The sequence below is a fragment of the Agathobaculum sp. LCP25S3_E8 genome (genome assembly GCF_052117165.1).
GTDB lineage: Bacteria > Bacillota > Clostridia > Oscillospirales > Butyricicoccaceae > Agathobaculum.
Genome location: NZ_JBQKJR010000002.1, coordinates 153,651 through 180,543, shown reverse-complemented (window position 1 = coordinate 180,543; position 26,893 = coordinate 153,651). Strand labels below are relative to the sequence as shown.

Below are 26,893 nucleotides of genomic sequence, written 5' to 3'. Positions count from 1 at the left end.
GACGGGATGGATCTGATTCTCCACTCAGACCAGGGGTGGCAATACCAGCACAAACGGTATCAGCAGATGTTAAAGCGCAAGGGCATTCGTCAAAGCATGAGCCGCAAAGGGAATTGTCTGGATAATGCTGTGATGGAAAATTTCTTTGGTCTACTCAAGAGTGAGCTCCTGCACCTCCAGAAATTCGAATCTATGGAACACTTCAAGCTGGAACTGTTGGATTATCTGGACTACTACAATAACCGCCGCATCAAGGCAAAGCTAAAGGGCTTGCCGCCTGCAATTCACAGACAACAAGCCCTTTCGGCTGCTTAAACAATTTTTGCTTTCAAATATTGTCTAACTTTTGGGGGTCACTTCATTCAGCCGTCCGGCTTTTCAATTTTATCGAGAATTTTTTTGTCCTGCTTATCGCGTGGCACAAACTGCGCGTACAGGTCGGGGCGGTCAGTCTTGGTGCGGCGCAGGCTCATTTCGCGTCGCCATGCCTCGATGTTGGCGTGATGACCGGAGAGCAGTACCTCGGGCACTGCGCGGCCGCGCCAGACCTCCGGACGGGTATACTGCGGATGCTCGAGCAGTCCGTCCCAGTGGCTTTCGGCGGTGAACGCCTCTTCGTCAGGCAGTACGCCCGGCACCATGCGGCACACCGCGTCCGCGACCGCCATCGCGGGGATTTCGCCGCCGGTCAGCACAAAGTCACCGATCGAGATTTCCTCATCCACGCAGGCGTCAATAAATCGCTGGTCAATGCCTTCGTAATGCCCGCAGACCAGAATAAAGTGTTCGTGTGCAAGCAGTTCGCGCGCTTTTTGCTGGTTAAACGGCCGTCCCTGCGCAGACAGGAACACCGTGTGCACATGTTCGCCCGCACACAGCGCTTCGTGGCACAGAAAGAGCGGCTCGGCCAGCATGACCTGACCGCGGCCGCCGCCGTAGGGCGCGTCGTCCGCCTTGTGATGCTTGTCGAGCGCATAATCGCGAATGTTGGTCGCGCGCACCTCGACCAGCCCCTTTTCCTGCGCGCGGCCGATGATGCTCTCCCGCATGACCGCGTTGATCATTTCGGGAAACAGCGTCATGATATCGATCTTCATTCCAGCAATCCCTCGATGCTTTCGATATAAATTACGCCTGCCTGCATGTCAATCTCCTGTAAAAAGGGTTTTGCAGCCGGCACATAGACCAGCCGGCCCTCGGCAGTCTTGATCTCGTACATATCGTGCGCCGGATTGGTGGTCAGCACATCGCGCAGCTTGCCGACATCGTGATTCGTACGGCGATCGTGTACGGTAAAGCCGAGAATATCCTGAATGAACACCAAATCATCCGGCAGATCCACGTCCTCCCGATCAAGATGCAGCACGCGGCCGCGCAGGGATTCGGCGGCCTCAACCGTATCGATGCCTTTGAGATGCATCAGCACGACGTTTTTGTGCACCTGTGCCTTTTCCACCGTCACCGGCGTATTCTCGTCCAGATACAGGGTGTCGAAGTCGCAGAGCACCTCTGGGCTGTCGCACCAGCTCTGCACCTTCAAGTCGCCGCGCACGCCGTGCGTGCCGACGATTTTTCCGGCCTCTAAAAATTGTTTGGGCATGTTGCCTCCTCCGCTTTCGTTGGGGGAATGGCGCGCAAAAATGCGCGCAGATAACAAAAAAATCGCCGCGCTGCGGCGATTTTTATACGGCGTTATTCGTCGGAAATCGGATTTCCGTCGATTCAGTCGAGAATATCGACTGTTACACGCTTGTTTTCGCGATTGCCTGCCGCTTTCATGAGTGTGCGGATTTCCTTTGCGATGCGGCCGTGACGACCGATGACGCGGCCCATGTCCCCAGGCGCTACGCGCAGGGAAAAGGTGACATTATCGCCGTCGATCTCCTCGGTGATGGCAATCGCATCCGGCTCGGAAACCAGATTTTTGACAATATAGGTCAATAACTCTTTCATTTCGTTAGCCTCACTCAATTCAGCACACCGGCCTTCTTCAGGATGCCGCGGACCGTATCGGTCGGCTGAGCGCCCTTCTTGATCCACTCCTGAGCACGGTCAGCGTCAACATTGACGGTAGCCGGATCGGTCAGCGGGTTATAGGTGCCGATCTCCTCGATGAAGCGGCCGTCACGCGGGTAACGGGAATCAGCGACAACGATGCGGTAGAACGGAGCCTTCTTCGCGCCCAGACGGCGCAGTCTGATCTTTACCATGGATGATTCACCTCCTCTGAAATAGAAATTGATCTATTGTAAATTTCTTTACAAACAAACGGGGGTCAGAACGGCAGCTTGAGACCGCCGAGACCGGGAAAACCGCGGCGCTTTTTGCCCTTGCCGCCGCGGGCAAGGCCGGAAAGCTGCTTAGTCATCTTCTGCATAGCCTCAAACTGCTTAAGCAACTTGTTGACCTGCTCGACCGACAGGCCGCAACCCGCCGCGATGCGCTTTTTGCGCGAGAAATTAATGATGGAGGGGTTATCCCGCTCCTTGGGGGTCATGGATTGGATGATGGCTTCGGTGTGCGCCATCTGCTTTTCGTCGATTTTGGCACCGGCGAGGGCTTTTGCGTCGATACCCGGCAGCATGCCGAGCATTTCCTCCATCGAGCCCATGTTTTTCATCTGTTGTAATTGATCGTAAAAGTCGGTCAGCGTCAGCTTGCCGGCCATCATTTTCTTTGCGGTTTCGGCGGCCTGCTTCTGGTCGAAGGACTCCTGCGCTTTTTCAATCAGCGTCAGCACGTCGCCCATGCCGAGAATGCGGGAAGCCATACGGTCGGGATGGAACGGCTCGATATCACCGAGCTTTTCGCCCGTACCGATAAATTTAATCGGCTTGCCGGTGACCGCCTTGACCGAGAGGGCCGCGCCGCCGCGGGCGTCGCCGTCCATCTTGCTCATCAACACGCCGTCAATACCGAGCGCCTCGTCAAAGGTCTGCGCGACGGTAACCGCGTCCTGACCGGTCATTGCGTCGACAACCAAAATGATTTCGGTGGGTTTGACCTCTGCTTTGATGGTTTTCAGCTCGTCCATCAGCTTTTCGTCGATATGCAGACGGCCTGCGGTGTCGAGGAACACCAAATCAAAGCCGTTGCGGCGGGCATAATCCACGCCGTGCTTTGCAATCTCGACCGGGTCACCCTGCCCTTCGTCGAATACCGGGATATCCAGCTGCTTGCCGACCACCTTTAACTGGTCGATTGCCGCGGGGCGATAGACGTCACACGCGACGAGCAGCGGACGCCGCTGCTGCTGCTTGCGCAGAAGCGCGGCGAGCTTGGCGCAGTTGGTGGTCTTGCCCGCGCCTTGAAGTCCTGCCATCATGACGATGGTGGGCGGGTTGGGCGAGATGGTCAGACGGGTGGTCTGGCCGCCCAAAAGCGCAATCAGTTCTTCATTTACAATTTTGATGACCTGCTGGGTGGGGGACAGGCTTTCGAGGATTTCCGCGTCGGTCGCTTTTTCGGTGACCGCCTTGATGAAGTCCTTGGCAACCTTGAAGTTGACATCGGCTTCCAGAAGCGCCATGCGGATTTCACGCATCGCTTCTTTAATGTCGGCCTCAGTCAGCCGTCCTTTGCTGCGCAGGTGCTTGAATGCGGATGAAATTTTTTCGGTAAGGCCTTCAAATGCCATGTTAAGCCTCCTGCCTGAGCTGTTCGAGCAGCGCCGCCATGCGGGAGAGAATGTCCTCCGCTTCGCGGCTGTGCAGTTTGTCGGCGTTGAGCGCGGAAAGCAATGCGACCTGACGGGAGAGCTCTTCCGCGCACCGTTCGGTGCCGCCGTAGCGTGCGACCAGACCGAGCTTTTCCTCCATCTCGCGCAGCGCGTGTTCCGCGCGCTTGATGCTGTCGCGCACCCCCTGACGGGTGATGCCTGCGTGCTCGGCAATTTCGGCCAGCGAAAGGTCTTCATTATAATACAGGTCGAACAGCTCGCGCTGTTTTTCCGTGAGCGTCTCGCCGTAAAAGTCGAACAGCAGGCTCATTTCGAGCGGTTTGCCTTTCATCGGCGGGCCTCCCTGAATAGTGTAAAGTGTTTCGCCTTTACATCGAACGTGATTATTCTACCGTATATTTGGCGCGGTGTCAAGGGAAAAATAGAGGAGAACACGAATTTTGTTCACATAATCTACGTTTGCTTCACACCCCCAATGATGCTATAATAATGCCCATGGAAAAATTTTTCCGGAAATGAGGGAAATCATGCAACAAGTGACGCGGAAAAAGCTGGTGATCGGGGTGAATCTCACCTGTGTGACCACGCCGAAATTCAAGCGTGCGGTTTTGCGTGCGGTGCTGCTGCTGCCGCTGGGCGGACCGGACGCGGCGCTGCGCGCCTGCCTGCCGCATGTGCTGCGGCGCGGCACTCGCCGTCTGCCTGACCTGCGTGTCATCGGCGCGGAGCTGGATGACCTGTACGGCGCGCGCATCGAAGCGGTGGTGCGCAAGGAAGGCGAACATTTGGCGGTGGGCTTTTTGTCCGACTGTATTGACGAAAGCTGCGCGCCGGGCGCGGACGGCCTGACCGCGGGCGTGATTCGCCTGCTGGCTGAGCTGCTGTGCGACCCGTACACGCAGGACGGCGTGTTCTGCCCGGATTATACGGCGGGCGAACGCGAAAATCTAATTGACCGCATCGCGGCGCAGAAAAACGACCCGCGCGCATGGGCGCCGCTGCGCCTGACGCAGCTGATGTGTGCGGACGAGGCATACGGCCAACCGGTGTATGGCACAAAGGAGCAGGCCGAGAAAATCACCGAGAAAAAGCTGTACGCGGCCTACCGCCGGGCGCTGGACGAGGCGCAGCTCGAACTGTTTTACTGCGGTCCGCTTGCACCGGAAGCGGTGGAAGGTATGTTCGCACAAACGCCGCTGGCGCAGGCGCGGACCGGTGCGGGCACGCTGCCGCCGACCCAAGTGCTGGCACAGCCTAAAGGCGCGGCGCGCGAAATTATAGAGGAAGAGACGGTCACACAGGGCAAGCTGTCGCTCGGCTTCCGCACAGGCGGGGCAAGCCTGACCGGTGGAGATGCGGCGGCCTACTGGATGTTTCAAACGCTGTATGGCGGGTCGACCAGCTCCAAGCTGTTTTTGAACGTGCGCGAAAAGCAGTCGCTCTGCTATTATGCGAGCGCGCAGTTTGTTGCGTCCAAGGGGTTGATGCTGGTCAATTCCGGCATTGAAAATGAGAAATTTACGGTCGCGCGGGATGAAATCCTGCGGCAGCTGGACGCTTGCTGCGAAGGGGATATCACGGACGCGGAAATCGACAGCGCACGCCGCACGCTGTCCGGCGGCTGGCGCGCCATGCTGGACGACCCGCTGACGCTTGAGCGGTACTGGATGGGACAGGCCGCCGCGGGTACGCTTACGTCGCCCGAAGAGCGCATCACACAGGTCGAGACCGTCGACCGCGCGCGTGTTGTCGCCGCGGCGCAGGCGACTTCGCTCGACACAGTATACTTTATGAAGGGGGCGGCGCAATGAGCAAGGTTTGGACCGCCCTGCGCGAGCGCGCAGAGGAGCGCACGCTGGAAAACGGCCTGCGTGTGTGCTACCTGCCCAAGGAGGGCTTCGGCAAGACGTTTGCGATACTCGCAACCAACTTCGGCTCGGTCGATGCATCCTTCACATTTGAGGGGACGCGTTATGACACGCCGGCAGGCGTGGCGCATTTTCTCGAGCACAAAATGTTTGAGGATGAGGACGGCAACGCGCTGCAAAAGTTTGCGCGCACGGGGGCCAGCCCCAACGCTTTCACCAGCCACACGATGACGGCCTACCACTTTTCCTGTACCGAGCGGTTTGAGGAAAATCTCGAAATTCTGCTGAAATTTGTGTTTACGCCGTATTTCACCGAGGAAAATGTCGCCAAGGAGCGCGGCATCATCGGGCAGGAAATCGGCATGATGGATGACACGCCCGGCTGGCAGTTGTTTTGCGGCGTGCTCGAAGGACTGTACCGCAATCATCCGGTGCGCGTGCCCATTGCGGGCAGCGTGGAGAGCATCGCGCGTATCACGCCCGAGGTGCTGTATACCTGCCACCGTGCGTTTTACAGTCCGAAAAACATGGCGCTTATCGTCTGTGGCACAGCAGATTTTGACGAGGTCTGCCGCATGGCGGCGCAGTACTCACCTGCCGACGCGCCCGAAATTGGGGAGCGGCATTACGGTGAGCGCCGTGAGGCGGTCAGCGAGCTGACGGTCACGCGGCGGATGCCGGTGTCGCGGCCGCAGTTTATGCTGGGCTTTAAGGATACGCCGCTGGAGGTGGGCGAAAGCCGCTTGCGCCGTTCGCTGCTGGGCGAGCTGGCGGTGCGCATCCTATGCGGCGACACTGCGCCGCTGTATGCCGAGTTGTATGAAAAACGCTTGATTAGCCGCGATTTCGATACGGATTATACGCTGATTCCGGAGGGCGCAATGGCGCTGCTGGGCGGCGAGAGCCGAGACCCGGAGGCTGCGCGTGCGGCAATTGAGCAGGAAGTTGCGCGATTGGCACGCGAAGGTGTGGAAAAGCCGCTGTTTGACCGCATGAAAAAGGCGCTTTACGGTCTGCGTCTGCGCGTGCTGGACGTGCCGGAGGCCTATGCACGGCAGGAGGCAACGGCCTTGTTCGCGGGCGAACACTACGCAGATTTTGCCGCGCTGTTCGACACCATCGCACCTGAGGATGTGCAGGCGGTATTTGCACGATGGGCGCAGCGCGACCGGTCGAGTCTGTCGGTCGTTTTGCCCGGATAACTCATTATTGACAGCAAAGGAAGCAAACATCATGGAACATGCAATCTCTTTCCCGGCGCTCGGACTGGATTTTCAGATTAACCGTGTCGCCGCGAACGTATTCGGTAAGGATATCTACTGGTACGGCATCATTATTTGCATCGGCTTTGTGCTGGCGGCGCTGTATGTAAACGCGCGCGTCAAGGAATTTGGCTGCACCTCGGACAATCTGATGGATTGCCTGATTATCTGTGTGCCGGTTGGCATCATCTGTGCACGCATCTATTATGTAGCGTTTGAATGGGAGTACTACAGCCAGCATCCGAATGAAATCATCGCGGTTTGGAATGGCGGTATCGCCATTTACGGTGCGGTGATCGGTGTGGTAATCGCGCTGTATGTATACAGCCGCGTCAAGAAACTTTCGTTTGCAAGCTTGTGCGATTTGGCGGCCTTCGGCCTGCTCATTGGCCAGTGTATCGGACGCTGGGGCAATTTCGTCAACGGCGAAGCGCACGGCGGCCCAACCGACCTGCCTTGGGGCATGTCGATTGACGGCGCAGCGGCGGTGCATCCGACCTTTTTGTACGAATCGCTCTGGAATCTGGTGGGGTTTGTTGCGCTGCATTTCTACTCGAAAAAGCGCAAATTCCCAGGCGAGATGGCACTGCTGTACGTCGCGTGGTACGGTCTTGGCCGTGCGTGGATCGAAGGCCTGCGCACGGACAGCCTGTATATCGGCACGCTGCGTGTTTCGCAGGTACTCGCGGCAATCAGCTGCATCGTGGCAATCGCGCTGCTGGTTCGTAAGTATAATCGCTTGAAGGTCGCTAAGGCATTCTATGTGCCGCCTGCGGCAGAACCGGAGCAGGCAGCATCCGACGCAGCAGAGGAAAAAACAGCGGAAACGACGGGAAAAAGTGTGGATAACGCACAACCCGTGACAACTGAATCGGAAAAACAGACAGAAAACTAAGGGGGAACACAGTATGAGTGCAGTGAGAATGGACGGTAAGGCGTTGTCGGCCAAGGTGCGCGGCAGCATTCTGGAGGAAACCGAAGAACTGAAAAAGCAGGGCATCACGCCCGGTCTTGCGGTTATCATCGTGGGCAATGACCCGGCCAGCGAAATCTATGTCCGCAACAAGGAAAAAGCGTGCGCGGAGTGCGGCTTTTACAGCGAAAAATATGCGCTGCCTGAAGAAACAACACAGGAGGAACTGCTTGGCTTGATTGCACAGCTCAATGAAAGCCCGCAGATTTCAGGCATTCTGTGCCAGATGCCGGTACCGAAGCACATCTCCGAGCAGGCGGTCATCGACGCCATCGACCCGAAAAAAGATGTGGATGCGTTTCATCCGGTCAACGTCGGTAAGATCATGACCGGAAACTTCGACTTTGTGCCGTGCACGCCCGCAGGCGTCATGGAGCTGCTCGACGAATATCAGATTGACCCCAAGGGCAAGGAATGCGTCATCGTCGGACGGTCGAATATCGTCGGAAAGCCGATGAGCATGCTGCTGCTGCACCGTCACGGCACGGTCACCATTTGCCACAGCCGTACGCAGCACCTCGATGAGGTCTGCCGCCGCGCGGATATTCTGGTTGCGGCAGTGGGCAAGGCAGGCTTTATTACGCCCGATATGGCCAAGGATGGCGCGGTTGTGATTGACGTGGGCATCAACCGCAATGCCGAAGGCAAGGTCTGCGGCGACGTGGACCCCGCCGTGGCCGAAAAGGCATCGTACATGACGCCGGTTCCGGGCGGCGCAGGCCCCATGACCATCACTATGCTGATGAAAAACACACTCAAGGCCGCCAAACTGCAAAACCGCGCATAAACCGCGCTGCTTTTGCGTGGAAATCATTGACCTTTTTTGCCAATCATCTTATAATAAAGATAATAAGGCGGCCGGGGAGAATCGGCGCGGATGGCAGGGAGGAAAAACAATGGATATGAAAAAACTGGCGGGCGACAAAGCCGCGGAGTACGTAAAGGACGGCATGGTCGTCGGTTTGGGCACCGGATCGACCGCGTATCATATGGTGAACGCAGTGGGCGAGATGGTCAAGAACGGTCTCAAAATTCAGGCAATTCCGACCTCCAAGGCTACGGAAGCGCAGGCGCGCGAACTGGGTATCCCGCTGCTGACGATCGATGAGGTCGATCATGTCGATCTGGATATTGACGGCGTGGATGAGATCGACCCGCAGTTTAACGCCATTAAGGGCGGCGGCGGAGCGCTGTACCGCGAGAAGGTTGTGGCAACGCTCGCCAAGGAAGTCATTTGGATTATGGACGAAAGCAAGCTGGTTGACAAAATCGGCGCATTCCACCTGCCGGTTGAGATTGCGCAGTACGGCTCCAAGCAGGCGATGGCCAAGATGGAGGAGTACGGCTTTCATCCGGTGCTGCGCGTGCGCGACGGCAAGACCTTCGTCACCGATAACGGCAACTTCATTGCCGACCTGCACCTGGGCGCGGGCTTTGATATCGAGGATGTCCGCGAGAAAATCAGCGGCATCGTGGGCGTGCTGGAGCACGGCCTGTTCCTCAACATGTGCAAACGGATGATTGTTGGCTGCGCTTCGGGCGAGGTCAAGGTCATCGAGAACCCCGCAAAGTGATGGGCGATAGACGAGCATCCGGACACCGGATTGGAGACCGAATTGGAGGTACTCCCATGGAGCGGACGCCGGCACGCCGCCGCTCATCTGCAAAGCCGATGAAGCTGAATTACCGCATGCTGCTTTGCATTGCTGTTTTGGCGTTTTTCCTGCTGGCATTGCTGTTTTTCATTCTGTTTTTGTCGCGCGGCGGCAAAATTGATGAGCTGAACAAGCAGGTGGAAACGCTCAATGGAGAAAAAGCCAGCCTGTCCGAGCAGGTCAATACCCTGACACAGGACAATCAGACCATGCTGGCGGGGCTGACGGCTGCTTTGCCTGACCCAACCACGGCACAGACTGATGATTTGACCGCCCTCATCCCGCAGCTGACCGAGGGCGTGTATGTGGTGCGCAGCACCGGATCGCAGTATCAGTATCTGAGCGTGCCCACCGGCTATCTGCAGGATAAGCTGACTGCTTATCGCGACAATGCGGAGGGGTATTCTGTTGTAGAAGGCGATGCGCCTGCCTGCACCTGCTGGGTGCTGTTCCCGGACCGGGTTATCGGTCTGGCGGAGGGCGATAAAGGCTTTGTCAGCATGGACCGCGCCGCTACCGGCAGCGCAACGACGGTACCGAGCGGAATGTACGCCTTTGTGGCGAGTTTCTTCGCATAAAATTACAAAAAAACGCGCGGCAGGACTTGACATGGTCCTGCCGCTTGTGTTATGCTACTAAAAGCCGCATTGTGCATTGGCTTCTGTTAAGTGCGCCCGAATCCCGGTCGCCGCCGTGCCAAGCGTGACTCTACAACGAAAGAGAGGGAAAACCAACATGTATGCCATTTTGAAAACTGGCGGCAAGCAGTACAAGGTATCTGAGGGCGACGTGATCTACGTGGAGAAGCTCGGCGTAGAGGACGGCGCGACCGTTACGTTTGACGAGGTTCTGGCTGTAGGCGAGGGCGACTCGCTGACCGTCGGCGCTCCTTACGTTTCCGGCGCCGCTGTAACCGGTACGGTTGAGAAGACCGGCAAGGGCAAGAAGATCAACATCTTCAAGATGAAGCCCAAGAAGGGTTACCGCAAGCGTCAGGGCCATCGCCAGCCGTACACCAAGGTGACCATCGCGTCCATCAAGGCGTAAGGCTGTGACGAAGGTCACATTTTCGTCGCGGGGGGACAAACTCCTTTCGGTGGACATCCTCGGTCACGCGGGCTACGCGGACGAGGGGGAGGACATCGTTTGCGCGGCGATTTCCAGCGCGGTCATGCTGACCCATGCTTTGCTGTTTGACGTACAGCGCATCCCGGTCGATACGTTGATTGAGGATGACGGCGCGCATATCCGCATCACCCTGCCCGAAGGCGCGGGGATGGAACGCGGACAGGACGCGCTTCGAGCGCTCTGGCTGCATTTTACCGAGCTGGAACAGAATTATTCGGAATTTTTGAGCGTAATGGAGGTGCACACAGATGCTGAAGATTAGCTTACAGTTTTTCGCTCATAAAAAGGGCGTAGGTTCGACCAAGAACGGTCGTGACTCCGAGGCAAAGCGCCTTGGCGTTAAGCGCGCGGACGGCCAGACCGTTCCGGCGGGCAACATTCTCGTCCGTCAGCGCGGCACGAAGATCCATCCGGGTCTGAACGTGGGCCGCGGCAAGGACGACACTCTGTTTGCAAAGGTTGAGGGCGTTGTTCGTTTCGAGCGCCTGGGCAAGGACCGCAAGCAGGTTTCCGTTTACCCGCAGTAAACAATTGAGTATAGACAAAATCCCAGACGGTTGTCTGGGATTTTGTTTTAACAACCACATGAAAGGAGGACTTCCCTGTGTTTATTGATATTGCCAAAATTAAAATCGTGTCCGGCAAGGGTGGCGACGGCAAGGTCGGCTTTCACCGCGAGAAGTATGTCGCGTCCGGCGGACCGGACGGCGGCGACGGCGGCCGCGGCGGCTCCGTCATTTTCAAGGTGGACGATAATCTGTCCACACTGCTTGATTTCCGCTATAAGAAGAAATATGTTGCCGGCGCGGGTGAAAACGGCGGCAGCAAGCGCTGCAAGGGTAAGGACGGCGCGGATTTGATTATCCGCGTGCCGCGCGGCACCATCATCCGCGACCAGAAAACCGGTCAGGTTATCAAGGATCTGTCGGATGACGAGCCGTTCGTCGCGGCCAAGGGCGGCAACGGCGGCTGGGGCAACACGCACTTTGCCACCCCGACCCGTCAGGCGCCGCGCTTTGCCAAGCCCGGCCAGCCGGGCGTCGAGCGCGATATTATCCTGGAACTCAAGCTGCTCGCGGATGTGGGTCTGGTTGGCTTCCCGAATGTCGGCAAATCGACGCTTTTGAGCATGGTTTCCGCCGCGCGCCCCAAGATCGCAAACTACCACTTCACCACGCTGGTTCCCAATCTGGGTGTGGTGTCGGTCGGAGAAGAGCAGAGCTTTGTCATGGCCGATATCCCCGGCATCATTGAGGGTGCGGCCGAGGGTGCGGGTCTGGGGCATGACTTTTTGCGCCATATTGACCGCTGCCGCCTGCTGCTGCATCTGGTGGATGCGGCGGGCAGCGAGGGGCGTGATCCGCTCGACGACATCAAGAAAATCAACGCGGAACTGGCCGGTTACAGCGAATTTCTTGCCGCACGCCCACAGATTATCGTGGCAAACAAGGTAGACCTGCTGGGCGATGACCGTGAGCCGGTCGAAAAGCTCAAGAAATACGCGGAAGAGCACGGCTTTCTGTTCGCGGAGCTGTCTGCGGCAACCAATCAGGGTGTAGCGGAGTTGATGCGTCTGACGTGGAACGAGCTGCAGCAGCTGCCGCCGGTGTTCACCTATGAGCCGGAGTTTGTCGAAACGCCCGAGGATACCACGGGCGAGCGCGACTGGACGGTCGAAAAGGTGGACGATTATTACGTTGTCTCGGGTGCATGGGTGGACAAGATCATGGGTTCGGTCAACATCGACGACTACGAATCCCGCCAGTATATGGACCGCATGCTTAAGAGCGCGGGCGTATATGACAAACTCGAGCAGATGGGCGTGCAGGAGGGCGATTTTGTCGTCATCGGCGATCTGGAATTTGAGTACGTTTATTGATGGCTTGTCGGGTTTGCCCGCAAAACGGAATGCGTAAAAAGTGGATACGGAAAATTGTTAAATTTTCTACAATTTATGTCTTTACAAGATTCCCGCTTTGCGGTATCCTGATAATAGGTATGGATATGCGCTGTCAAGGGATGGCGTACCGCCCTGCATCCAAACGAACGACTTGAATACAAGGGGGATATGAAAATTATGAGAGGCGTAGAGACCCGCATTCAAGAGATCCGCCGTCGCATTTTCCGCGAGGTGGCCCGCATGGCTTACCACACGGAGTGGCCGACGGACAGGCGAATCGAAGCGCTCCCGTATGAAATTATTCCGGGCGAAATCGGCAATTTCCGCAACGATATTTTCCTCGAGCGCGCCATTGTCGGCGAACGCCTGCGCTTGGCGATGGGCTTGCCCTGCCGCAGCGCGGCGGAGCATTCGCCGGTATCGGACAACATCGAAGCTGCGACCCGTGAGGAAACTTATTATACGCCGCCGCTGGTGAATATCATCAAGTTTGCCTGCAATGCATGCAAGGAAAATGAGATTATGGTCACCGACGGCTGTCAGGGCTGTCTGGCACATCCGTGTGTAGAGGTTTGCCCCAAGGGCGCCATCACGCTCGACCGCTATAACGGCCGCTCGCACATCGATCAGGAAAAATGCATCAAGTGCGGTCGCTGCGTGGACGTTTGCTCGTATCACGCCATCATTCATCAGGTGCGCCCGTGCGCCGCAGCCTGCGGTGTGGATGCGATCCGCAGCGATAAGAACGGCAAAGCGGATATCGACTATGAAAAATGCGTTTCCTGCGGCATGTGTCTGGTCAACTGCCCGTTTGGCGCGATTGCGGACAAATCTCAGATTTTCCAGATGATTCGCGCGATTCAGGCGGGCGAGCGCGTATATGCAGCTGTTGCGCCGGCCTTTGTCGGTCAGTTTGGTCCGAAGGTGACACCGGGCAAGCTGCGCGCTGCGATGAAGCAGCTCGGCTTTGCCGACATTCTGGAAGTTGCCATCGGTGCAGACCTGTGCGCAGCGCAGGAGGCGGAGGACTTTGTCAAGGAAGTGCCGGAAAAGCTGCCGTATATGGGCACATCCTGCTGCCCGGCATGGTCTGTGATGGCAAAGAAGATGTTCCCCGATCAGGCGGAGTGCATCTCCATGGCGCTGACGCCCATGACGCTGACCGCGCGCCTTATCAAGCACCATCATCCGGATGCCAAGGTCGCCTTTATCGGCCCGTGCGCAGCGAAAAAGCTGGAGGCTATGCGGAAAGACGTGCGCAGCGAGGTCGATTTCGTACTGACCTTTGAAGAAATGACCGGCATTTTCGACGCACGTCATGTCGATCTCGAGTCCCTGCCTGAAGATCCGCACGGCGTTAACGACGCCTCCACCGACGGCCGTAATTTTGCTGTTTCGGGCGGCGTGGCGCAGGCAGTTGTCAACGTCATTAAGGAGAAATACCCGGAGCGCGAGATCAATGTGGTCAATGCCGAAGGTCTGCGCGAGTGCCGCAAGATGCTGCAGGCAGCTAAGGCCGGCAAGTACAACGGTTACCTGCTGGAAGGCATGGCCTGTCCGGGCGGCTGCGTTGCCGGTGCGGGTACCATGCAGGCAATCAAGAAGTCGGCGGCCGTGGTCGGGCTGTACGCCAAGCAGGCAGAGCACCGGACTGCGACCGGCACCGAGTATGTCAAGGAACTGGACAAGCTCGTCGACTAATGTTTCACGGAAAGGCACACCTTCCCATCAGAGCAAAAAAGAACCGCCATTTGGCGGTTCTTTTTATTGGATAAAAGCATTCAGGTTGTGATAGCGACTTTGCATACCTCATCGCGCCGCGCTTCAAACAGCGCGTAGGCCGCATCAATTTCCGAAAGCGGGAAAATATGCGTGATAAGCGGGGTTGTGTCCAGCTCGCCCGCTGCGATGAGGCGGAGGATTTCGGCACAGTCGCAGCCGTCCACGCCGCCGGTCTTGAAGGTCAGGTTTTTGCCATACATATCAGGCAGCGGCAGCACCTGCGGGCGTTCATACAGCGCAACAATGGTGACTATGGCGTTGGGGCGCGCGCATTCCCATGCCAGCCGGAAACTGTCCTCGGTACCCGCGACTTCGAGCACCACATCCGCGCCGCCATGTCCGCTGTTGTGCCGTACAAACTCAAGCGCATGTGCGGGCGAGACGGTCAGCACGTCGGGATAGTGCTCCTGCACAAACCGCCGCCGTACGGGGTCGCTTTCGCACATGATGATGCGGCGCGGACGGTGCAGCATGGTGCAGAGCAGTGTACAGATGCCGGTCGGCCCCGCGCCGATGATAAATACGGTATCAGTTGGGCGAATTTCCGAAATACGGGCGGCCCAGAAGCCGGTCGCAAGAATATCGCCGGTAAACAGCGCCTGTCGGTCGGACACGCCGTCGGGAATGCGGTTCAGACCTTGGTCGGCATAGGGTACGCGGACGTATTCCGCCTGTCCGCCATCGATGCGGCAGCCAAGCGCCCAGCCGCCGTCCAGGTCCTCGCAGTTGTTGACAAAGCCGTTCTGGCAGAAAAAGCAATGTCCGCAAAAGGTTTCCACATTGACCGTGACCCGGTCACCGGGTTTGACGGTCTGCACGGCCTCACCGACCTGCTCAACCACGCCCACCATCTCGTGTCCGACGGTTATGCCGGGAACGGCGCGCGGTACCGAGCCGTGTTTGATGTGCAGGTCACTGGTGCAGATGCTGGAGAGGGTGACACGAACAATGGCGTCGCGTACATCGCGCAGAACCGGTTTGGGTTTGTCGAGCAGGGCAAAGTGCCCCGGTTCCACATAGGTGTATGCAAGCATGCTTTTTTCCGCCCCTTTCCGATTGCATTTATTATAGAGCACGGCGCGAATAAAGTCAAATGCAGGCGCTTTTTGGCAAAAGGAAATACACGTGCGGCTGACATCATACGGCTTCTGTGGTATAATAATGCAATCAAACGGAAAAGGAAGGATGGACATGCCGGAAAAGATTACCGTGCTGCATTTCAGCCCGACAGGCGGCACACGGCGCGCCGCGATGCTGCTTGCGGGACGGATTGCATCACAGGTGGAGGAAATTGACCTGACTCTGCCGCAGCCCCAGGAAAAAACCTTCATGCCGCAGGATGTGGTGCTGGTGGCGGGACCGGTTTACGGCGGTCGGCTGCCTGCACTGATGGTCGAGCGTCTGCGGAACTATACCGGAGGCGGTGCGCGCGCGGTGTCCGCAGCGGTTTACGGCGGTCGAGCCTATGAAGATGCGCTGGTTGAGTTGGATGACCTTCTGGAAGCACAGGGATTCTGTGTTGCAGCAGGGACGGCACTGCTGGCCGAGCATTCAATCGCACATACGCTGGCAGTCGGTCGGCCGGATGCGCAGGACGCGGTGCAGCTGGCTGGATTCGGCGCACGCATTGCGGAAAAACTCGATAAGGGGGATGCAAATCCACCGCAGGTGCCGGGCAACCGCCCGTATCGGGAGTGGGCCGGCATGCCGGTCGTGCCTATGGCCGGCGACGCCTGCGTGAAGTGCGGAGAGTGTGCAAATGTCTGTCCTGCGCAGGCCATTCCGCTCGAGAATCCGTCGCAGACCGATAAGACGCGGTGCATCACCTGCATGCGGTGTGTGACGGTTTGTCCGGTGAAAGCGCGTGCACTGCCCGCACAGGTGCAGGATATGCTGGCACAAAAGCTCGCGCCGTTTGTGCACAAGCATCCGGAGAATGAACTTTATTTGTAAAAATGCAAAGGAGGCTGCTCCGTATCGGGTGCAGCCTCCTTTGCTGTAGGGGGGGAGAGATTAACCGCGCACAATGTTGCGGTATCGGCTAAGTGCATCATTCCAGCTGCTGTCATGCGCGGCATCGCGCGTATCGGGCAGCGAATAGGTTTCCTGCAGGTATTTGCCGAGGAAAGTGGTAACTTTCACCGCGCCGACGTAGTTGAGATGGTCGCCGCGGTCGCGTGTGTCGCGCGCCCAGTCAATCGGAACCTCTTTGGGCATGGTGTTCAAATCCAGATAAGTCAGGTTGTTTTCCTTTGCGAAAGCCGCGATGCTGTTGTGTCGCGCCTGATTCCAGTTGATGGTGCTCGGCGTGCTGACCAAAATCAGCTCGGCATTTTTTTCCTCGCACAGTGCAAGCATATCCTGCAAACAGGATTCGTTGAGCGTGGGAATCGGTGCGGATGCGTCGGTTGGCACCATGTAGTTTTTGGTGCTTGCGGCCGAGACAGCGGAATTGTAGCGGAAGCCTTTAAGGGCGTCCGTCCAGGTGTATTCCACCGGACGGCCGAAGTCGTTGACCTTGAGCGCTTTCCAGCGGTCATGATATCGAAGTACGGAAAATAGATTTTTCGCGCGGGAGAGCAGATAGTCGTTGAGCTTGTACGGACGGAAGATTGCGTTGGTTTCCAGTATAACAACCGAGGGGCTCTGCCGTTCGAACGCTTGCCGCAGGAAACGATAGGAATCATAAAGCGGCTGGGCCGGAGTGCTGCACAGATAGGAGCGAAAACCGCGTTCTTCCCACATCTGCATGGGGGAAATTGAGCTGTAGGCCTCGCTGTCGCCCACAACCAGCACGTCGATGGAGTTTTCTTTCTCACCCAGTATGCCGCTGGCCAGCATTTCGGCATCGTTCACGCCGAAGGCTTTGTGGTTGTTCTTGGGCATGAACAGATAGGAGGCGGCCAGCATGAGTGCGCACAGCAGCGTCAGAAAGCAGGCACCTTTGACAAAGAGTGCAATATATTTTTTCAAGTGGGACACACCTCCTTAGAATGCGGCATAAATCGGATCAACCGGCACATAGCCGACGCCGTATGCGCCGAAAATGACCAGGAAAAAGAAAGCGGCATAGTAAATCGACCAGCGCAGTGCGAGCGGACGGCGGGCGATCGTCTCGCGAAGGGGGACGCCGCGCTCTCGCAGGATGCCGACCAGCAGCACCAGTCCGACAGCAACAGCAACGATAACAAAGTCCATTTTGTCCATGCCAAGCGTCAGGAAGCTGCGGTCGAAAAAAGAGTCAAGCGAGAAATCGGTAACCATTGTGCGGAACATTGCCAGTCCCGTCCGCAGGCCGTTTGCACGGAAGAACAGTTCGCCCACGCAGACCAGCAGCGCGGTGCGCACAATCTGCATGATACGGTAGGGCAGACAAGCGCGGTCAATGTGCAGAAATTTGGTCACGCGCTGTGCAATCGGGTCAAACAGGCTTCCTGCAAGGATGAGCGCAAAGTGATACAGGCCGAAAAAGATGTAGTGCCAGCCTGCGCCGTGCCACAGGCCGTTGCACAGCCAGACTACGCCAAGCGCGAACGAACCGGAGAGCAGCGGACCGTAGTGGTTGCCAAGACGGCGGCGCGCTGCGCCCGTCAGCTTTTTCAGAGGGCCGGACATGGACAGCGGATAGAACACATAGTCCTTGAACCATGTGCCCAGCGTGATGTGCCAGCGCATCCAGAACTCGGAAATGCTGCGGGAGAAAAACGGCTGACGGAAGTTTTCGGGCAGGCGTACACCGAAAATCTCGGCGCTGCCGATGACCACATCCATCGTGCCGGAGAAATCCATGTAAAGCTGGCAGGTGTAACACACCATCGCCAGCGCAATGATGCCGCCGTTGTAAGTGGCGTGATCATTGAAAACGGTTTTGATGAGCAGATTCAGTCGGTCGGCAATGACGATTTTTTTAATCAGACCGAACAGAATGCGCTGTATACCAAAGGTCAGGTTCTGCCAGGTGACCGGGCGGCCTTCCCAGAGCTGCTGCGCGGTCTGCCCATAGCGGCAGATTGGCCCTTCCATGATCTGCGGGAAAAAGCCGAGGAAGAGTGCGAGGCGCGCCAGATTGCGGTCGGCGCGGATCGTGCCGCGGTAGACATCGAGCAGATAGGAAAGGGCCTGCAGAGTATAAAATGAGATGCCGATGGGCAGTAAAAACGCGGGCACGGGCAGAGAAACCGGAAGACGCAGCGCGTGCAGCAATGCGTTGAGATTTGTGCTGAAAAAGACAGCGTATTTGAGTGTGATAAGGATGCCGACATGCAGGAGCGACGCAAACAGGAGAATGTGCCGCTGCCGCCGCGTGAAGCGCTGCCGAATGGCTTTGCGTTCGGCAGGGGCGGCAGCGGCAAGACAGCGATCACGGTCCTGCTGCTCGGCGGTCAGCCAAAGGCCGAAATGGTGAATGGATACGGTGGAAAACAGCAGAAACACCAACAGCTTGCCGCTGACCGACCAGAAAAACGTATAGCTTGCCGCAAGAAGTGCGACCCAGCGCAGACGCTGCGGCAGGATACGGTAAACGAGGACCGCCGCCGGCAGAAAAACGGCCAGATACAGCAGCGAGCAGTAGGATGTCATCGTTTAGCCTTCCTCCTGTAGACGGACGATCATGGCCCACATGTCCTCGGCGGAATTGAAGTTGGCGGGAATGATCTCAACGGTTGGGATGGTGATGTCAAACGCCTCCTCCAGCTCGGCGACCAGAGCAAGAATAGTCAGCGAATCCAGACAGTGCGAATCGATCAGCGTGCGGCAGGTGGTGTAATCCACGCCGGGTTGAAGTTCCTCCAGAATTGCAAGCAGTTGTTCCATAATGTTCCGTCCTTTCATAAGAGGGTGAGTTGATTTCGTCTGTGGGCAGCGCGTCGCGCACGAGAAGCGAACGGCCGTCCGGCATCAGCAGTACAATGCGCGGCAGCGCACGGCTGAGGAAAAGGGAAATGCCTTCGGTCATGCAATAGGCGCCGGTATTCAAAAAAGCGAACAGATCGCCGCATTTCAGGTCGGATACCGGCATCTGCTTGACCAGAATGTCGTTAACGGTGCACAGCGAGCCGCACAGGTTCCACGGCTGCGCTTCGCCAAGACGCGGCGGATACAGCTTGTGGGGGGGCAGCTGCATGGCCATGCGCTGTCCGTAATAGACCAGATGGTGAATGCCGCCATCCAGAATGGCGTAATTCTGTCCCTTGTTGCGCTTCACATCCACCACACGGGTCAGATAGGTGCCGCAGCTGGCGGCAATGCTGCGTCCAAGCTCCAGCGTGATATGCGCTTTGCAGCGCAGATTTGTCAGCATGGCGGAGAAACCGGCTAGAAACTCGGTTTCGTCAAAGCTCTCGGGCGAGAAATACTGCACCGGAAAGCCGGGGCCGAATTCCAGTTCGTGCACGATAAAGCCCAGCTTTTCTGCCAGCGAACAGGCAAAGTCGTCCAGTGCGTCCAACTCGCGCTGCAGGCGCTTGAGCGACGCCTTCTGCGTACCGGAGAAATATTGCAGCCCGCGGATAAGAATAAAGGGATGGTCGGCACGGCTGCGAATGATTTGGATGATTTCCTGTTCTTCCAGCCCGAACTGGCTGCCGCTGGTCAGACGCAGCAGCACATGAATGGTGACGCGGTAACGCGCAGCCAGTTGGCTGAGCAGTGCAAACTGACGGGCCGACTCGACGGTAAACAGCCGCGGTCCGCCTTTCTGTGCAATCATACGCTCGATATCTGCCGGGGTTTTGTAGACGCCTGAGATGACCTGTGATTCGGCAGGGATATGCAGACGGCGGCAGATTGCAGCCTCGCCGGGGGAGCAGACCTCAAAACTCTCTACCTGGCCACACAGCTCGCGCAGCAGAAAGGGATTGGCCTTGATCGCATAGCACAGGCCGACACCGGTCGGCAGGCTGCGCCGCAGCAGTGCTACGCGCTGCCGCAGGGCCTGCACATCGAACACATACAGCGGAGAGCCATATTGTGCAGTGAGGTTTTCAATTTGATGTTCGGTCATACGATCTCCTTTCTTGCCATGGCAAGCAGTCGCTTGCGGTCGGTTTTGCCGTTTTCGGTCAGCGGCAGGCTGTCCAACGGTTCTAGCGTGCGCGGCAGCATGAAAACAGGAAGCCGCTGCGCGAGTGCGGCGCGGACCGCAGCCTTATCGGCCGCGCCGGTATAAAAGCCGTGCAGCCGTTCTTTCTGCGCGTCATATACGCAGCAGCATCGGCTGACGCCATCGACCTCCTGCACCGCGCGTTCGATTTCCTCCAACTCGATGCGGTGGCCCATGTGTTTGATTTGAAAATCCTTCCGGCCGAGGAAGTACAGCTCGCCTTTGGCGCTCCATCGTCCGAGGTCGCCCGTGCGGTAGATTGGCTGCAAATAGCGGCTGTGGCCGGGGTGTTGCATGAATGCGGTTTGCGTCTGCGCGGGATTGTTGTAGTATCCGAGCGCAAGCGCTGCGCCGCTGACACAGATTTCGCCCGCCTGATCCGGCGTATGTATTTCCTGTCCCGCCTCGTCCAGCAGGAACACCCGCTCGTTCGGGAACGCCGTCCCGAGCGGGATACCCGCTGTATAATCTCTATCACTCTCTATCCTATGGTACGTGCAGTTGCACGTAATCTCGGTGGGGCCGTACAGGTTGACGAAATCCGCGTGCGGCAAATGCTCCATCCAGCTTTTCAGGTGCTTGGGCGGCATTACTTCGCCGCTGAATAACACCTTGTTTACCGTTTCCGGCGTGCGGTAGTCCAGACCATGGAAGGAGGATACCAGGCACAGCGCGGACACAGCCCAGATGAGCGTGGTGACCCGGTGCGTGCAGAGCGCATCCATCAACGCGGACGGTTGGGAGAACAGCCGCCGCGGCAGCAGCACGAGCGTGGCGCCGGTGTACAGAGCGGAATAAATATCCTTGACCGAAACATCAAAGTCGAGCGGCGCCTGATTGCCGATGACATCATCCGGACCAATCCGGAACAATTCGGTGAAGGGCAGAATGAAATCCAGCACGGAGCGGTGACTGACAACCACGCCCTTGGGCGTGCCGGTCGAGCCGGAGGTGAAATTGCAGTACAGCGGGTCGCCGTCGATAGCGCTATGGCGGATGCGCGTCAGCAGGGTATCGTCAGGCTGCGTTTGCAGCAGCTCTTCGACCAGAAGAATGCGTCCCACGCCGGGCAGCTGCGCGGCCAGCGCGGCATGTTCCCGGTCGGTCACGATGCAGGGGGCTTGCAGGACCGAGAGAATCTGCGTCAGCCGCGGCTGCGGCAGCGCGGGAGAGAGCGGAACATAAAAGCAGCCTGCGTACGCCGCGCCGAAAAAGGCGTACAGAGCTTCGCGGCTCTTGTCCAGCAGCACCGGAACCGGTGCGGTGGGGGAGAGGTGCGCGGCAAGCGCGGTGCCGCAGCGGCGGCTGCGGTCAAGCAGCGTGTCAAAGCGGTCTGCGCCGTTTTCGTCAATGACGGCGGTTTTTTCCGGCCTCGCGGCGGCAGTGTGCTCCAAAAGTTCCAGGATGTTGTTCATAATTACCTCATTTTTGCTTCGTGCCGGTTTGCGGCGGAATGCTTATTTCTTGTTGGCAGCCGATGTGGAGGCGGCCTTCTGAGTGGATGCGGTCTTGTCAGAGGACTTCGCAGTATTCTTGGAAGATGCGGTCTTGTCGGAGGACTTCGCAGTCTTCTGGGTGGATGCGGTCTTGTCGGAGGACTTTGCAGCCTTCTGAGTGGAAGAGGACTTGCTGGAAGACTTCTTCACACTCTTCTTGGCGGATTTGGTGCCGCCGGACTGCTTGACCGCTGCTTTCTTCTGTGTAGAGGAGCTGGTCTTGCTCTTTGCATCTGTGCTGGAAGTGTCCTTGGTATCGGTAGTGGTTGTCTGCGTCTGTGTCTGCGTGGTTGCCTCCTGCGCGGGTTCGGCGTTCTGGTCGGACTTGACAAGCGAAGAACAGCCGGTCAGCGCGGGCAGCGCCATCATCATGGCCAGAGAAATAGCGGCAACGCCTTTTGCGGTTTTATGATTCATTGACTTCATGTGTATGATCTCCTTTGGTGTTTGATGAAGAGCGCTTGCTCTTGATGATGTTAAGATACTATGGCAGTATTTATAGACTCTTCAGCAAACCTAAAAAAATCTAAAGAAAGCAAAAAAATGGACAGACCCGTGAAAAAGGGTCTGTCCTTAGAAAAGGGGATAGTATATAGAGAGGTATCAGAAGAGAGGATGAAATCAGCGGAAATTTTCTTTTTCGATATTTTTCACTTCGCTCAAGAAGATTGGCAGGTTTTCCGTCTGCCACTCGGTGACGCCTTCGAGGAATTCTGTGTTCAGGAACGTGTCGGTGATGGCAATACCGGTATACGGCGGCGTGATCCAGCCGCCCATGGTCAGCACGTTGGCGTTGTTCACGGCGCGGCAGTTATGTGCGCAGAAGGTATTTTCGCAAAGCGCAGCATATACATTCGGATACTTGTTGGCAACGATGCTCATGCCCATGCCTGTGCCGCATACCAGAATGCCGCGCTCAAACTCACCGCTGCTGACACGAGGCGCCAAATTCTTTGCGGCTTGCCAATAGGCCATGCCGCCCTCGCCGGTGTCCTTACTGCCCACATCGGTCACTTCGTATCCCAGTTCCGCCAAATGTTCCTTGACCGCTTCTTTGAGTGTAAAGCCTGCGCGATCGGATGCTACAATAATTTTTTTCATTGCTTGCGGCGAAAATCGCCTTTCCTCCTTTGATGCGTTGTTTGTCTACTATTGTTTGTGCGCAACCGCACGGCGCGCGGCAGCTGCGATATCCTGTGCGGTCAGCCCGATGGCTTCGCGCAAATACTCCATTTTGCCCACTTCGCCAAACCGGTCGCGGAAACCGACGCGTTCCATCGGGCAGGGGGCGTGTTCCACAAGGCATTCGGCTACCGCACCGCCAAGCCCGTTGAGGATGCTGGCGTTTTCTGCGGTGACGGCGCAGCCCGTGCGCGCGGTGCTGGCAAGCACCAGTTCCTCATCAAGCGGCTTGATGGTGTGGATGTTGATGATTTCGGCGGAAATTCCCTCGGCTTGCAGCAGCTCTGCGGCGTCGAGTGCCTCTGCAACCATGATGCCGCTGGCAAAAATCGAAACGTCGCTGCCCGATTGCAAAAGATTGCCCTTGCCGAGCGTGAACGGAGTGCCTTCGTCGTAAATATGTACCGCCTGTTTGCGCAGCAGTCGGATGTACACCGGTCCGTCGTGTGCAAGGATTTGCGGGAAAGCAGCGCGCAGCTGGGTGCCGTCCACCGGTTCATAGACCACCATGCCGGGAATATTGCGCATAATCGCAATGTCCTCGGTACTCATGTGGGTGCCGCCGTTGAGTTCGGCGGTGATGCCGGGGTCGCTGCCGACCATTTTGACATTCAGTCCGGCATAGGCGACCGACAGCGTTACCTGATCGCAGCAGCGGCGGGTGGCAAACGGGGTGAAACTGTGCGTGAACGGGATTTTGCCCATGGCGGAAAGTCCGGCGGCGACACCAATCATGTTGGCCTCGGCAACGCCGACATCAATCGCGCGTTCGGGAAAAACTGTCTGGAACCGAAGTACGGAAGAGGCGTTCATCAGGTCGGCGTCTACCGCGCAAATGCGGGGGTCCTGTTTGCCGTATTCGATCAGCAGGTCGGAATATACTTCACGCAGACCCTGCGTTTCCAGTTCTCTTGCCATCATTGCACCTCCTGCTGTTCAAGCTTGCGGATTGCATTCTGCCACATTTCCGTGGTTATCCCCTTCATGTTATGACTGCCAAGACGGTTTTCCGCAAAGTCACAGCCTTTTCCCTTGATTGTGTCCAGAATGATCATGGACGGGCGGCTCTGGATTTTCTGAGCGGTGTCGATTGCGTGCGCAATGGCATCCACATCATGGCCGTCCACCGTCTGCACATGCCAGTTGAACGCGCGCCACTTGGCGTCCAGCGGTTCCAGTCCGTTGACCTGCTCGATGCAGCCGTCAATCTGCATTTTGTTGTAGTCGGTAAAGGCGATGAGGTTGCCCAGATGCCGGCTGCCCGCCAGCATGGCGGCTTCCCACACCTGACCTTCCTGGCTTTCGCCGTCTCCGATGCAGGCATAGATGAAGCTGGGCAGTGCGTCCATCTTGGCGGCGATTGCCATGCCGACCGCACAGCTGAAGCCCTGTCCGAGCGAACCGGTGGTCATGTCAATGCCGCGGGTGCGCTGCATATCGCAATGGCTGGGCAGCTGCGTGCCGGGACGATTGAGCGTGGCGAGCGCTTCCTCCGGCAGATAGCCGCGCAGCGCGAGCGTCGCATATACCGCCGGGCCGCCGTGTCCCTTGGACAGTACGAAGCGGTCACGATCGTTCCAATCCGGCTGCTCGGGGCGGATATGCATCGCGTGAAAATACAACACTGCGAGCAGTTCGCATAAATCGACCGAACCGCCGATATGTCCGGCGGACAGTTCGCCGATTTCCCGGATGGTCATTTTTCGGATCAGCTGCGCCTTTTCGCGCAGCATCCGGCTGGTTTGCATGTCCATTTGGCAGCCTCCTTATAAAATCGTGCGGAGCAGGCGGCACAGCGTCTCCTGCGTCATGGTGGCGGGCGTCAGCTGCATTTGTGCGGCAGCACCCATGCCGACCGCTGCAATATGCTCAATATCCGCATCGGTCACGCCCAACTGCGACAGACGCACGGGCATCCCCATGCCGACCATCAGATGTTCAATGCCGTCGGCCAGCGCCTGCACATCGGCATAGCCGAGGAACTGTGCGAGCGCCTGCATTTTGTCTGCCGCCATCTCGGTGCTGACGCGGATGAAAGCGGGCAGCGTGATGGCGCAGGCGGTGCCGTGGTTGGCGTGGAATTCGGTTGTCAGCGGGAAGCTGACCGCATGTACGCCGGTGGTGCGTGTCTGGCTGAATGCCACGCCCGCCGTCAGTGCGGAGATAATCATCGCCGCGCGCGCCTGTGCATTTTGCGGCTTATCATAAGCGGCGCGAATATTTTCCAGAATGGTTTTCATGGCGCCCATCGCCAAATAATCGCACATCGGCTGGCTTTCGCGGTTCCAATAGGCTTCGATGGCGTGGCAGAAAGCGTCCATGCCGGTCGAAGCGGTCTGCCCCTTGGGCAGCGTATAGGTCATTTCCGGGTCTATCAGCGCCACATCCGCCCAGAACTCGCCGCAGACAAACGGCATTTTAATGCCTGCACGCGGGTCGGTGAACACACCGACATTGGTCACTTCGCTGCCCGTGCCCGCGGTTGTCGGGATGAGGATGAGACGGGTGGTACGCGGTGCAAACTGCTTGGTGCCGCCCGCGTAATAGTCATAGATGCTGCCCTCATTGGTGGTCAGGCAGGAGACAACCTTGGCTACGTCCAGACTGGAGCCGCCACCCAGACCAATGATGGTTTGCGCGCCGGCCTGCCGCGCGAGCGCAGCGCAGGCATCTACGCTGGTTGTGCTTGGGTTGGGCTCAATTTCGGAAAAATAGGTCACGGTTTTGCCGGTCAGCGCATTGCCGATCCGTTCCGCGGTTCCATTTTGATACAGGAAGGGGTCGGAAATGATAAGCACGCTGTCGCCGCGGATTTCATCGAGCATATTGCGTGCCGCACCCTGCCCGCAGCGGATATGCGCGGGCATCCAAAAGCGAAATTCGGAATTCATGTTGCTTGCTTCCTTTCTTGTATAGAGGAGTTACATTTGGTTTGCCAGTTCGCCTTCCTCTTTTCTGCGCTGTTCGATAAGAATGCCCAGCGCGCCGACAAGCACGACCAGCATTCCGGCAATCTGCTTGCCTCCCAGCTGTTCATCAAACAGGACAAACGAGATGACGCTGGAGACGACCGGCATGAACAGCAAAAAGATTTTAACCAGCCAGACGGGGAAATGGGAAAGGTTGTAGTAATAGACGATGTATACCAGTGTCTGTCCCAGACCCGCGATAAGCAGGGCAAGCGCGAGCGGGCGGCTGCTGCCGATGCGCGCAAACTGATCGAAGGTGTGCATTGCCGCAGCGGTAGCGAGGAAAAACAGCATGGTAATGAAGTTGTTGTAGTACGCAATCACTCGGTTGGAAAACGGATTGACCGGACTGCGCTGTACGCTCTTGATAAGAAAAGCGTTGATCGAGACAAACAGTGCGCTGAGAATGAAAAACAGGCAGCTGGGGTCGATTTGTGACAAGCTGGATAAGCCAAGCCCCATCACCATCAGCACGCCGAACAGCATCACAAACGTGTACAGCCATTCGCGGCGGCTGAAGTGCTGCCGGTACAGGATGACGCTGATCAGATTGACAAACAGGATGTCTGTTTTGAGCAGCGCCGTGCCAATCCCGGCGGAGGCCGACATCTGTAGGCCGACAAACGCCGTATAGTCCAGCAGAAAGCCCATCAGGCCGATAAGGAACAGTCGGAACCGCACGCCGCGCGTGTGCAGCAAGGTGTGCATCTCGCCTTTTCCGAGCATGATTAGGGTTAAAAACAGCATAGTCAGCAGCCGAATAATAATACCGACATTGAAAACCGACATGGATTCGACAGCTTTATTGCTGGCCACATAGTAGGTACCCCAGATCACGGCAAGCGAGAGTAAAGGGATTAGGTTTTTTGGTTTCATATTCGTTTCGCCTGCGATTC

Annotated in this window: 31 protein-coding genes; 13 read left to right on the top strand and 18 right to left on the bottom strand. The window is 57.4% G+C overall.

Translation table 11 applies throughout. The features are described 5' to 3' along the window. Positions 1–315 (top strand): transposase (locus tag ACTQ34_RS02035; RefSeq protein ID WP_441362260.1); only part of this gene is annotated, 315 nt, incomplete at its 5' end. A 47-nt stretch (positions 316–362) separates the two neighbouring features. On the opposite strand, the gene trmD is transcribed toward ACTQ34_RS02035, so the two are convergent. The 6 genes from trmD to ylxM form a co-directional block, all read right to left on the bottom strand. Continuing rightward, positions 363–1,097 carry a tRNA (guanosine(37)-N1)-methyltransferase TrmD gene (trmD, locus tag ACTQ34_RS02030; RefSeq protein ID WP_441362259.1) on the bottom strand — a complete coding sequence of 245 codons (735 nt, stop codon included), beginning with the start codon at positions 1,095–1,097 and terminating at the stop codon, positions 363–365. After that, positions 1,094–1,600 (bottom strand): ribosome maturation factor RimM, encoded by a 507-nt coding sequence (gene rimM, locus ACTQ34_RS02025; RefSeq protein WP_441362258.1) that lies wholly within the window; start codon positions 1,598–1,600, stop codon positions 1,094–1,096. Before rimM ends, trmD begins: the two co-directional genes overlap by 4 nt. Positions 1,601–1,722: 122 nt before the next feature. After that, on the bottom strand, positions 1,723–1,953 hold the full coding sequence (locus ACTQ34_RS02020; protein ID WP_031476974.1) for a KH domain-containing protein: 231 nt from the start codon (positions 1,951–1,953) through the stop codon (positions 1,723–1,725). Positions 1,954–1,967: 14 nt separating this feature from the next. Further along, on the bottom strand, positions 1,968–2,210 hold the full coding sequence (gene rpsP / locus ACTQ34_RS02015) for a 30S ribosomal protein S16 (protein WP_054327417.1): 243 nt from the start codon (positions 2,208–2,210) through the stop codon (positions 1,968–1,970). Positions 2,211–2,275: 65 nt separating this feature from the next. Continuing rightward, positions 2,276–3,637 carry a signal recognition particle protein gene (gene ffh, locus ACTQ34_RS02010; RefSeq protein ID WP_441362257.1) on the bottom strand — a complete coding sequence of 454 codons (1,362 nt, stop codon included), beginning with the start codon at positions 3,635–3,637 and terminating at the stop codon, positions 2,276–2,278. A gap of 1 nt (position 3,638) precedes the next feature. Further along, the gene (gene ylxM, locus ACTQ34_RS02005; protein ID WP_441362256.1) at positions 3,639–4,010 is read right to left on the bottom strand and encodes a YlxM family DNA-binding protein; all 372 of its coding nucleotides are present in this window, start codon (positions 4,008–4,010) and stop codon (positions 3,639–3,641) included. 196 nt (positions 4,011–4,206) lie between these two features. On the opposite strand from ylxM, the gene yfmF reads away from it, so the two are divergent. From yfmF to ACTQ34_RS01950, 11 genes are all read left to right on the top strand, one after another. Continuing rightward, entirely contained in the window at positions 4,207–5,490 is a 1,284-nt protein-coding gene (gene yfmF, locus ACTQ34_RS02000; protein WP_441362255.1) for an EF-P 5-aminopentanol modification-associated protein YfmF, read from the top strand. Further along, positions 5,487–6,749 carry an EF-P 5-aminopentanol modification-associated protein YfmH gene (yfmH, locus tag ACTQ34_RS01995; protein WP_441362254.1) on the top strand — a complete coding sequence of 421 codons (1,263 nt, stop codon included), beginning with the start codon at positions 5,487–5,489 and terminating at the stop codon, positions 6,747–6,749. Before yfmF ends, yfmH begins: the two co-directional genes overlap by 4 nt. A gap of 31 nt (positions 6,750–6,780) precedes the next feature. Then, positions 6,781–7,704 (top strand): prolipoprotein diacylglyceryl transferase, encoded by a 924-nt coding sequence (gene lgt / locus ACTQ34_RS01990; protein ID WP_441362253.1) that lies wholly within the window; start codon positions 6,781–6,783, stop codon positions 7,702–7,704. A gap of 13 nt (positions 7,705–7,717) precedes the next feature. Further along, positions 7,718–8,569: a bifunctional methylenetetrahydrofolate dehydrogenase/methenyltetrahydrofolate cyclohydrolase FolD gene (gene folD / locus ACTQ34_RS01985; protein WP_441362252.1), complete on the top strand. Its 852-nt coding sequence runs from the start codon at positions 7,718–7,720 to the stop codon at positions 8,567–8,569. Positions 8,570–8,678: 109 nt separating this feature from the next. Then, entirely contained in the window at positions 8,679–9,356 is a 678-nt protein-coding gene (gene rpiA / locus ACTQ34_RS01980) for a ribose-5-phosphate isomerase RpiA (RefSeq protein WP_441362251.1), read from the top strand. Between the two features lie 56 nt (positions 9,357–9,412). Continuing rightward, the gene (locus ACTQ34_RS01975) at positions 9,413–10,015 is read left to right on the top strand and encodes a bZIP transcription factor (RefSeq protein WP_441362250.1); all 603 of its coding nucleotides are present in this window, start codon (positions 9,413–9,415) and stop codon (positions 10,013–10,015) included. A gap of 157 nt (positions 10,016–10,172) precedes the next feature. After that, positions 10,173–10,484 carry a 50S ribosomal protein L21 gene (gene rplU, locus ACTQ34_RS01970; RefSeq protein ID WP_297283272.1) on the top strand — a complete coding sequence of 104 codons (312 nt, stop codon included), beginning with the start codon at positions 10,173–10,175 and terminating at the stop codon, positions 10,482–10,484. Positions 10,485–10,488: 4 nt separating this feature from the next. Beyond that, the gene (locus ACTQ34_RS01965; RefSeq protein WP_441362249.1) at positions 10,489–10,827 is read left to right on the top strand and encodes a ribosomal-processing cysteine protease Prp; all 339 of its coding nucleotides are present in this window, start codon (positions 10,489–10,491) and stop codon (positions 10,825–10,827) included. After that, positions 10,814–11,092, top strand: coding sequence for a 50S ribosomal protein L27 (rpmA, locus tag ACTQ34_RS01960; protein ID WP_031476960.1), 279 nt, complete (start codon positions 10,814–10,816; stop codon positions 11,090–11,092). Before ACTQ34_RS01965 ends, rpmA begins: the two co-directional genes overlap by 14 nt. Positions 11,093–11,169: 77 nt before the next feature. After that, positions 11,170–12,444 (top strand): GTPase ObgE, encoded by a 1,275-nt coding sequence (gene obgE, locus ACTQ34_RS01955; protein WP_441362248.1) that lies wholly within the window; start codon positions 11,170–11,172, stop codon positions 12,442–12,444. A gap of 198 nt (positions 12,445–12,642) precedes the next feature. After that, positions 12,643–14,166, top strand: coding sequence for a 4Fe-4S dicluster domain-containing protein (locus ACTQ34_RS01950; RefSeq protein WP_441362267.1), 1,524 nt, complete (start codon positions 12,643–12,645; stop codon positions 14,164–14,166). Positions 14,167–14,246: 80 nt separating this feature from the next. Here ACTQ34_RS01950 and ACTQ34_RS01945 read toward each other — a convergent pair whose 3' ends face one another. Continuing rightward, positions 14,247–15,281, bottom strand: a complete 1,035-nt coding sequence (locus ACTQ34_RS01945; protein ID WP_441362247.1) for an alcohol dehydrogenase — start codon at positions 15,279–15,281, stop codon at positions 14,247–14,249. A gap of 157 nt (positions 15,282–15,438) precedes the next feature. On the opposite strand from ACTQ34_RS01945, the gene ACTQ34_RS01940 reads away from it, so the two are divergent. Beyond that, a complete protein-coding gene (locus tag ACTQ34_RS01940) occupies positions 15,439–16,200 on the top strand; it encodes a 4Fe-4S binding protein (protein ID WP_441362246.1) in 762 nt (253 codons plus the stop codon). Between the two features lie 60 nt (positions 16,201–16,260). Here the strand turns inward: ACTQ34_RS01940 and ACTQ34_RS01935 are convergent, their stop codons facing one another. The 11 genes from ACTQ34_RS01935 to ACTQ34_RS01885 form a co-directional block, all read right to left on the bottom strand. Further along, positions 16,261–17,220, bottom strand: coding sequence for a hypothetical protein (locus ACTQ34_RS01935; protein ID WP_441362245.1), 960 nt, complete (start codon positions 17,218–17,220; stop codon positions 16,261–16,263). A 15-nt stretch (positions 17,221–17,235) separates the two neighbouring features. Further along, positions 17,236–18,828: an MBOAT family O-acyltransferase gene (locus tag ACTQ34_RS01930; RefSeq protein ID WP_441362244.1), complete on the bottom strand. Its 1,593-nt coding sequence runs from the start codon at positions 18,826–18,828 to the stop codon at positions 17,236–17,238. Positions 18,829–18,831: 3 nt separating this feature from the next. After that, complete coding sequence (locus ACTQ34_RS01925) at positions 18,832–18,993, bottom strand: phosphopantetheine-binding protein (RefSeq protein WP_441362266.1); 162 nt, start codon at positions 18,991–18,993, stop codon at positions 18,832–18,834. Then, positions 18,926–20,251 carry a diaminopimelate decarboxylase family protein gene (locus ACTQ34_RS01920; RefSeq protein ID WP_441362243.1) on the bottom strand — a complete coding sequence of 442 codons (1,326 nt, stop codon included), beginning with the start codon at positions 20,249–20,251 and terminating at the stop codon, positions 18,926–18,928. Before ACTQ34_RS01920 ends, ACTQ34_RS01925 begins: the two co-directional genes overlap by 68 nt. Further along, on the bottom strand, positions 20,248–21,765 hold the full coding sequence (locus ACTQ34_RS01915; RefSeq protein ID WP_441362242.1) for an amino acid adenylation domain-containing protein: 1,518 nt from the start codon (positions 21,763–21,765) through the stop codon (positions 20,248–20,250). Before ACTQ34_RS01915 ends, ACTQ34_RS01920 begins: the two co-directional genes overlap by 4 nt. 42 nt (positions 21,766–21,807) lie before the next feature. Further along, positions 21,808–22,272, bottom strand: a complete 465-nt coding sequence (locus ACTQ34_RS01910) for a hypothetical protein (RefSeq protein WP_441362241.1) — start codon at positions 22,270–22,272, stop codon at positions 21,808–21,810. A 195-nt stretch (positions 22,273–22,467) separates the two neighbouring features. Further along, positions 22,468–22,947: an RpiB/LacA/LacB family sugar-phosphate isomerase gene (locus ACTQ34_RS01905; RefSeq protein ID WP_441362240.1), complete on the bottom strand. Its 480-nt coding sequence runs from the start codon at positions 22,945–22,947 to the stop codon at positions 22,468–22,470. A gap of 48 nt (positions 22,948–22,995) precedes the next feature. Further along, entirely contained in the window at positions 22,996–23,946 is a 951-nt protein-coding gene (locus ACTQ34_RS01900; protein ID WP_441362239.1) for a transketolase family protein, read from the bottom strand. Further along, positions 23,946–24,782: a transketolase gene (locus tag ACTQ34_RS01895; RefSeq protein ID WP_441362238.1), complete on the bottom strand. Its 837-nt coding sequence runs from the start codon at positions 24,780–24,782 to the stop codon at positions 23,946–23,948. Before ACTQ34_RS01895 ends, ACTQ34_RS01900 begins: the two co-directional genes overlap by 1 nt. A 12-nt stretch (positions 24,783–24,794) precedes the next feature. Beyond that, positions 24,795–25,919 (bottom strand): iron-containing alcohol dehydrogenase family protein, encoded by a 1,125-nt coding sequence (locus tag ACTQ34_RS01890; RefSeq protein WP_441362237.1) that lies wholly within the window; start codon positions 25,917–25,919, stop codon positions 24,795–24,797. Between the two features lie 30 nt (positions 25,920–25,949). Then, a complete protein-coding gene (locus ACTQ34_RS01885; RefSeq protein WP_441362236.1) occupies positions 25,950–26,873 on the bottom strand; it encodes a DMT family transporter in 924 nt (307 codons plus the stop codon). Between the last annotated feature and the right edge of the window lie 20 nt (positions 26,874–26,893).

What these genes read in the sequence shown, in the direction of transcription:
- ACTQ34_RS01900 (WP_441362239.1), bottom strand. Translation starts at nt 23,946, where the DNA reads ATGGCAAGAGAACTGGAAACGCAGGGTCTGCGTGAAGTATATTCCGAC.
- ffh (WP_441362257.1), bottom strand. Translation starts at nt 3,637, where the DNA reads ATGGCATTTGAAGGCCTTACCGAAAAAATTTCATCCGCATTCAAGCAC.
- rpiA (WP_441362251.1), top strand. Translation starts at nt 8,679, where the DNA reads ATGGATATGAAAAAACTGGCGGGCGACAAAGCCGCGGAGTACGTAAAG.
- rpsP (WP_054327417.1), bottom strand. Translation starts at nt 2,210, where the DNA reads ATGGTAAAGATCAGACTGCGCCGTCTGGGCGCGAAGAAGGCTCCGTTC.
- trmD (WP_441362259.1), bottom strand. Translation starts at nt 1,097, where the DNA reads ATGAAGATCGATATCATGACGCTGTTTCCCGAAATGATCAACGCGGTC.
- ACTQ34_RS01950 (WP_441362267.1), top strand. Translation starts at nt 12,643, where the DNA reads ATGAGAGGCGTAGAGACCCGCATTCAAGAGATCCGCCGTCGCATTTTC.
- ylxM (WP_441362256.1), bottom strand. Translation starts at nt 4,010, where the DNA reads ATGAAAGGCAAACCGCTCGAAATGAGCCTGCTGTTCGACTTTTACGGC.
- ACTQ34_RS01930 (WP_441362244.1), bottom strand. Translation starts at nt 18,828, where the DNA reads ATGACATCCTACTGCTCGCTGCTGTATCTGGCCGTTTTTCTGCCGGCG.
- ACTQ34_RS01905 (WP_441362240.1), bottom strand. Translation starts at nt 22,947, where the DNA reads ATGAAAAAAATTATTGTAGCATCCGATCGCGCAGGCTTTACACTCAAA.
- ACTQ34_RS02020 (WP_031476974.1), bottom strand. Translation starts at nt 1,953, where the DNA reads ATGAAAGAGTTATTGACCTATATTGTCAAAAATCTGGTTTCCGAGCCG.
- ACTQ34_RS01890 (WP_441362237.1), bottom strand. Translation starts at nt 25,919, where the DNA reads ATGAATTCCGAATTTCGCTTTTGGATGCCCGCGCATATCCGCTGCGGG.
- rimM (WP_441362258.1), bottom strand. Translation starts at nt 1,600, where the DNA reads ATGCCCAAACAATTTTTAGAGGCCGGAAAAATCGTCGGCACGCACGGC.
- yfmF (WP_441362255.1), top strand. Translation starts at nt 4,207, where the DNA reads ATGCAACAAGTGACGCGGAAAAAGCTGGTGATCGGGGTGAATCTCACC.
- rplU (WP_297283272.1), top strand. Translation starts at nt 10,173, where the DNA reads ATGTATGCCATTTTGAAAACTGGCGGCAAGCAGTACAAGGTATCTGAG.
- ACTQ34_RS01915 (WP_441362242.1), bottom strand. Translation starts at nt 21,765, where the DNA reads ATGAACAACATCCTGGAACTTTTGGAGCACACTGCCGCCGCGAGGCCG.
- ACTQ34_RS01945 (WP_441362247.1), bottom strand. Translation starts at nt 15,281, where the DNA reads ATGCTTGCATACACCTATGTGGAACCGGGGCACTTTGCCCTGCTCGAC.
- ACTQ34_RS01910 (WP_441362241.1), bottom strand. Translation starts at nt 22,272, where the DNA reads ATGAAGTCAATGAATCATAAAACCGCAAAAGGCGTTGCCGCTATTTCT.
- rpmA (WP_031476960.1), top strand. Translation starts at nt 10,814, where the DNA reads ATGCTGAAGATTAGCTTACAGTTTTTCGCTCATAAAAAGGGCGTAGGT.
- ACTQ34_RS01895 (WP_441362238.1), bottom strand. Translation starts at nt 24,782, where the DNA reads ATGGACATGCAAACCAGCCGGATGCTGCGCGAAAAGGCGCAGCTGATC.
- ACTQ34_RS01975 (WP_441362250.1), top strand. Translation starts at nt 9,413, where the DNA reads ATGGAGCGGACGCCGGCACGCCGCCGCTCATCTGCAAAGCCGATGAAG.
- ACTQ34_RS01940 (WP_441362246.1), top strand. Translation starts at nt 15,439, where the DNA reads ATGCCGGAAAAGATTACCGTGCTGCATTTCAGCCCGACAGGCGGCACA.
- lgt (WP_441362253.1), top strand. Translation starts at nt 6,781, where the DNA reads ATGGAACATGCAATCTCTTTCCCGGCGCTCGGACTGGATTTTCAGATT.
- yfmH (WP_441362254.1), top strand. Translation starts at nt 5,487, where the DNA reads ATGAGCAAGGTTTGGACCGCCCTGCGCGAGCGCGCAGAGGAGCGCACG.
- folD (WP_441362252.1), top strand. Translation starts at nt 7,718, where the DNA reads ATGAGTGCAGTGAGAATGGACGGTAAGGCGTTGTCGGCCAAGGTGCGC.
- ACTQ34_RS01920 (WP_441362243.1), bottom strand. Translation starts at nt 20,251, where the DNA reads ATGACCGAACATCAAATTGAAAACCTCACTGCACAATATGGCTCTCCG.
- ACTQ34_RS01885 (WP_441362236.1), bottom strand. Translation starts at nt 26,873, where the DNA reads ATGAAACCAAAAAACCTAATCCCTTTACTCTCGCTTGCCGTGATCTGG.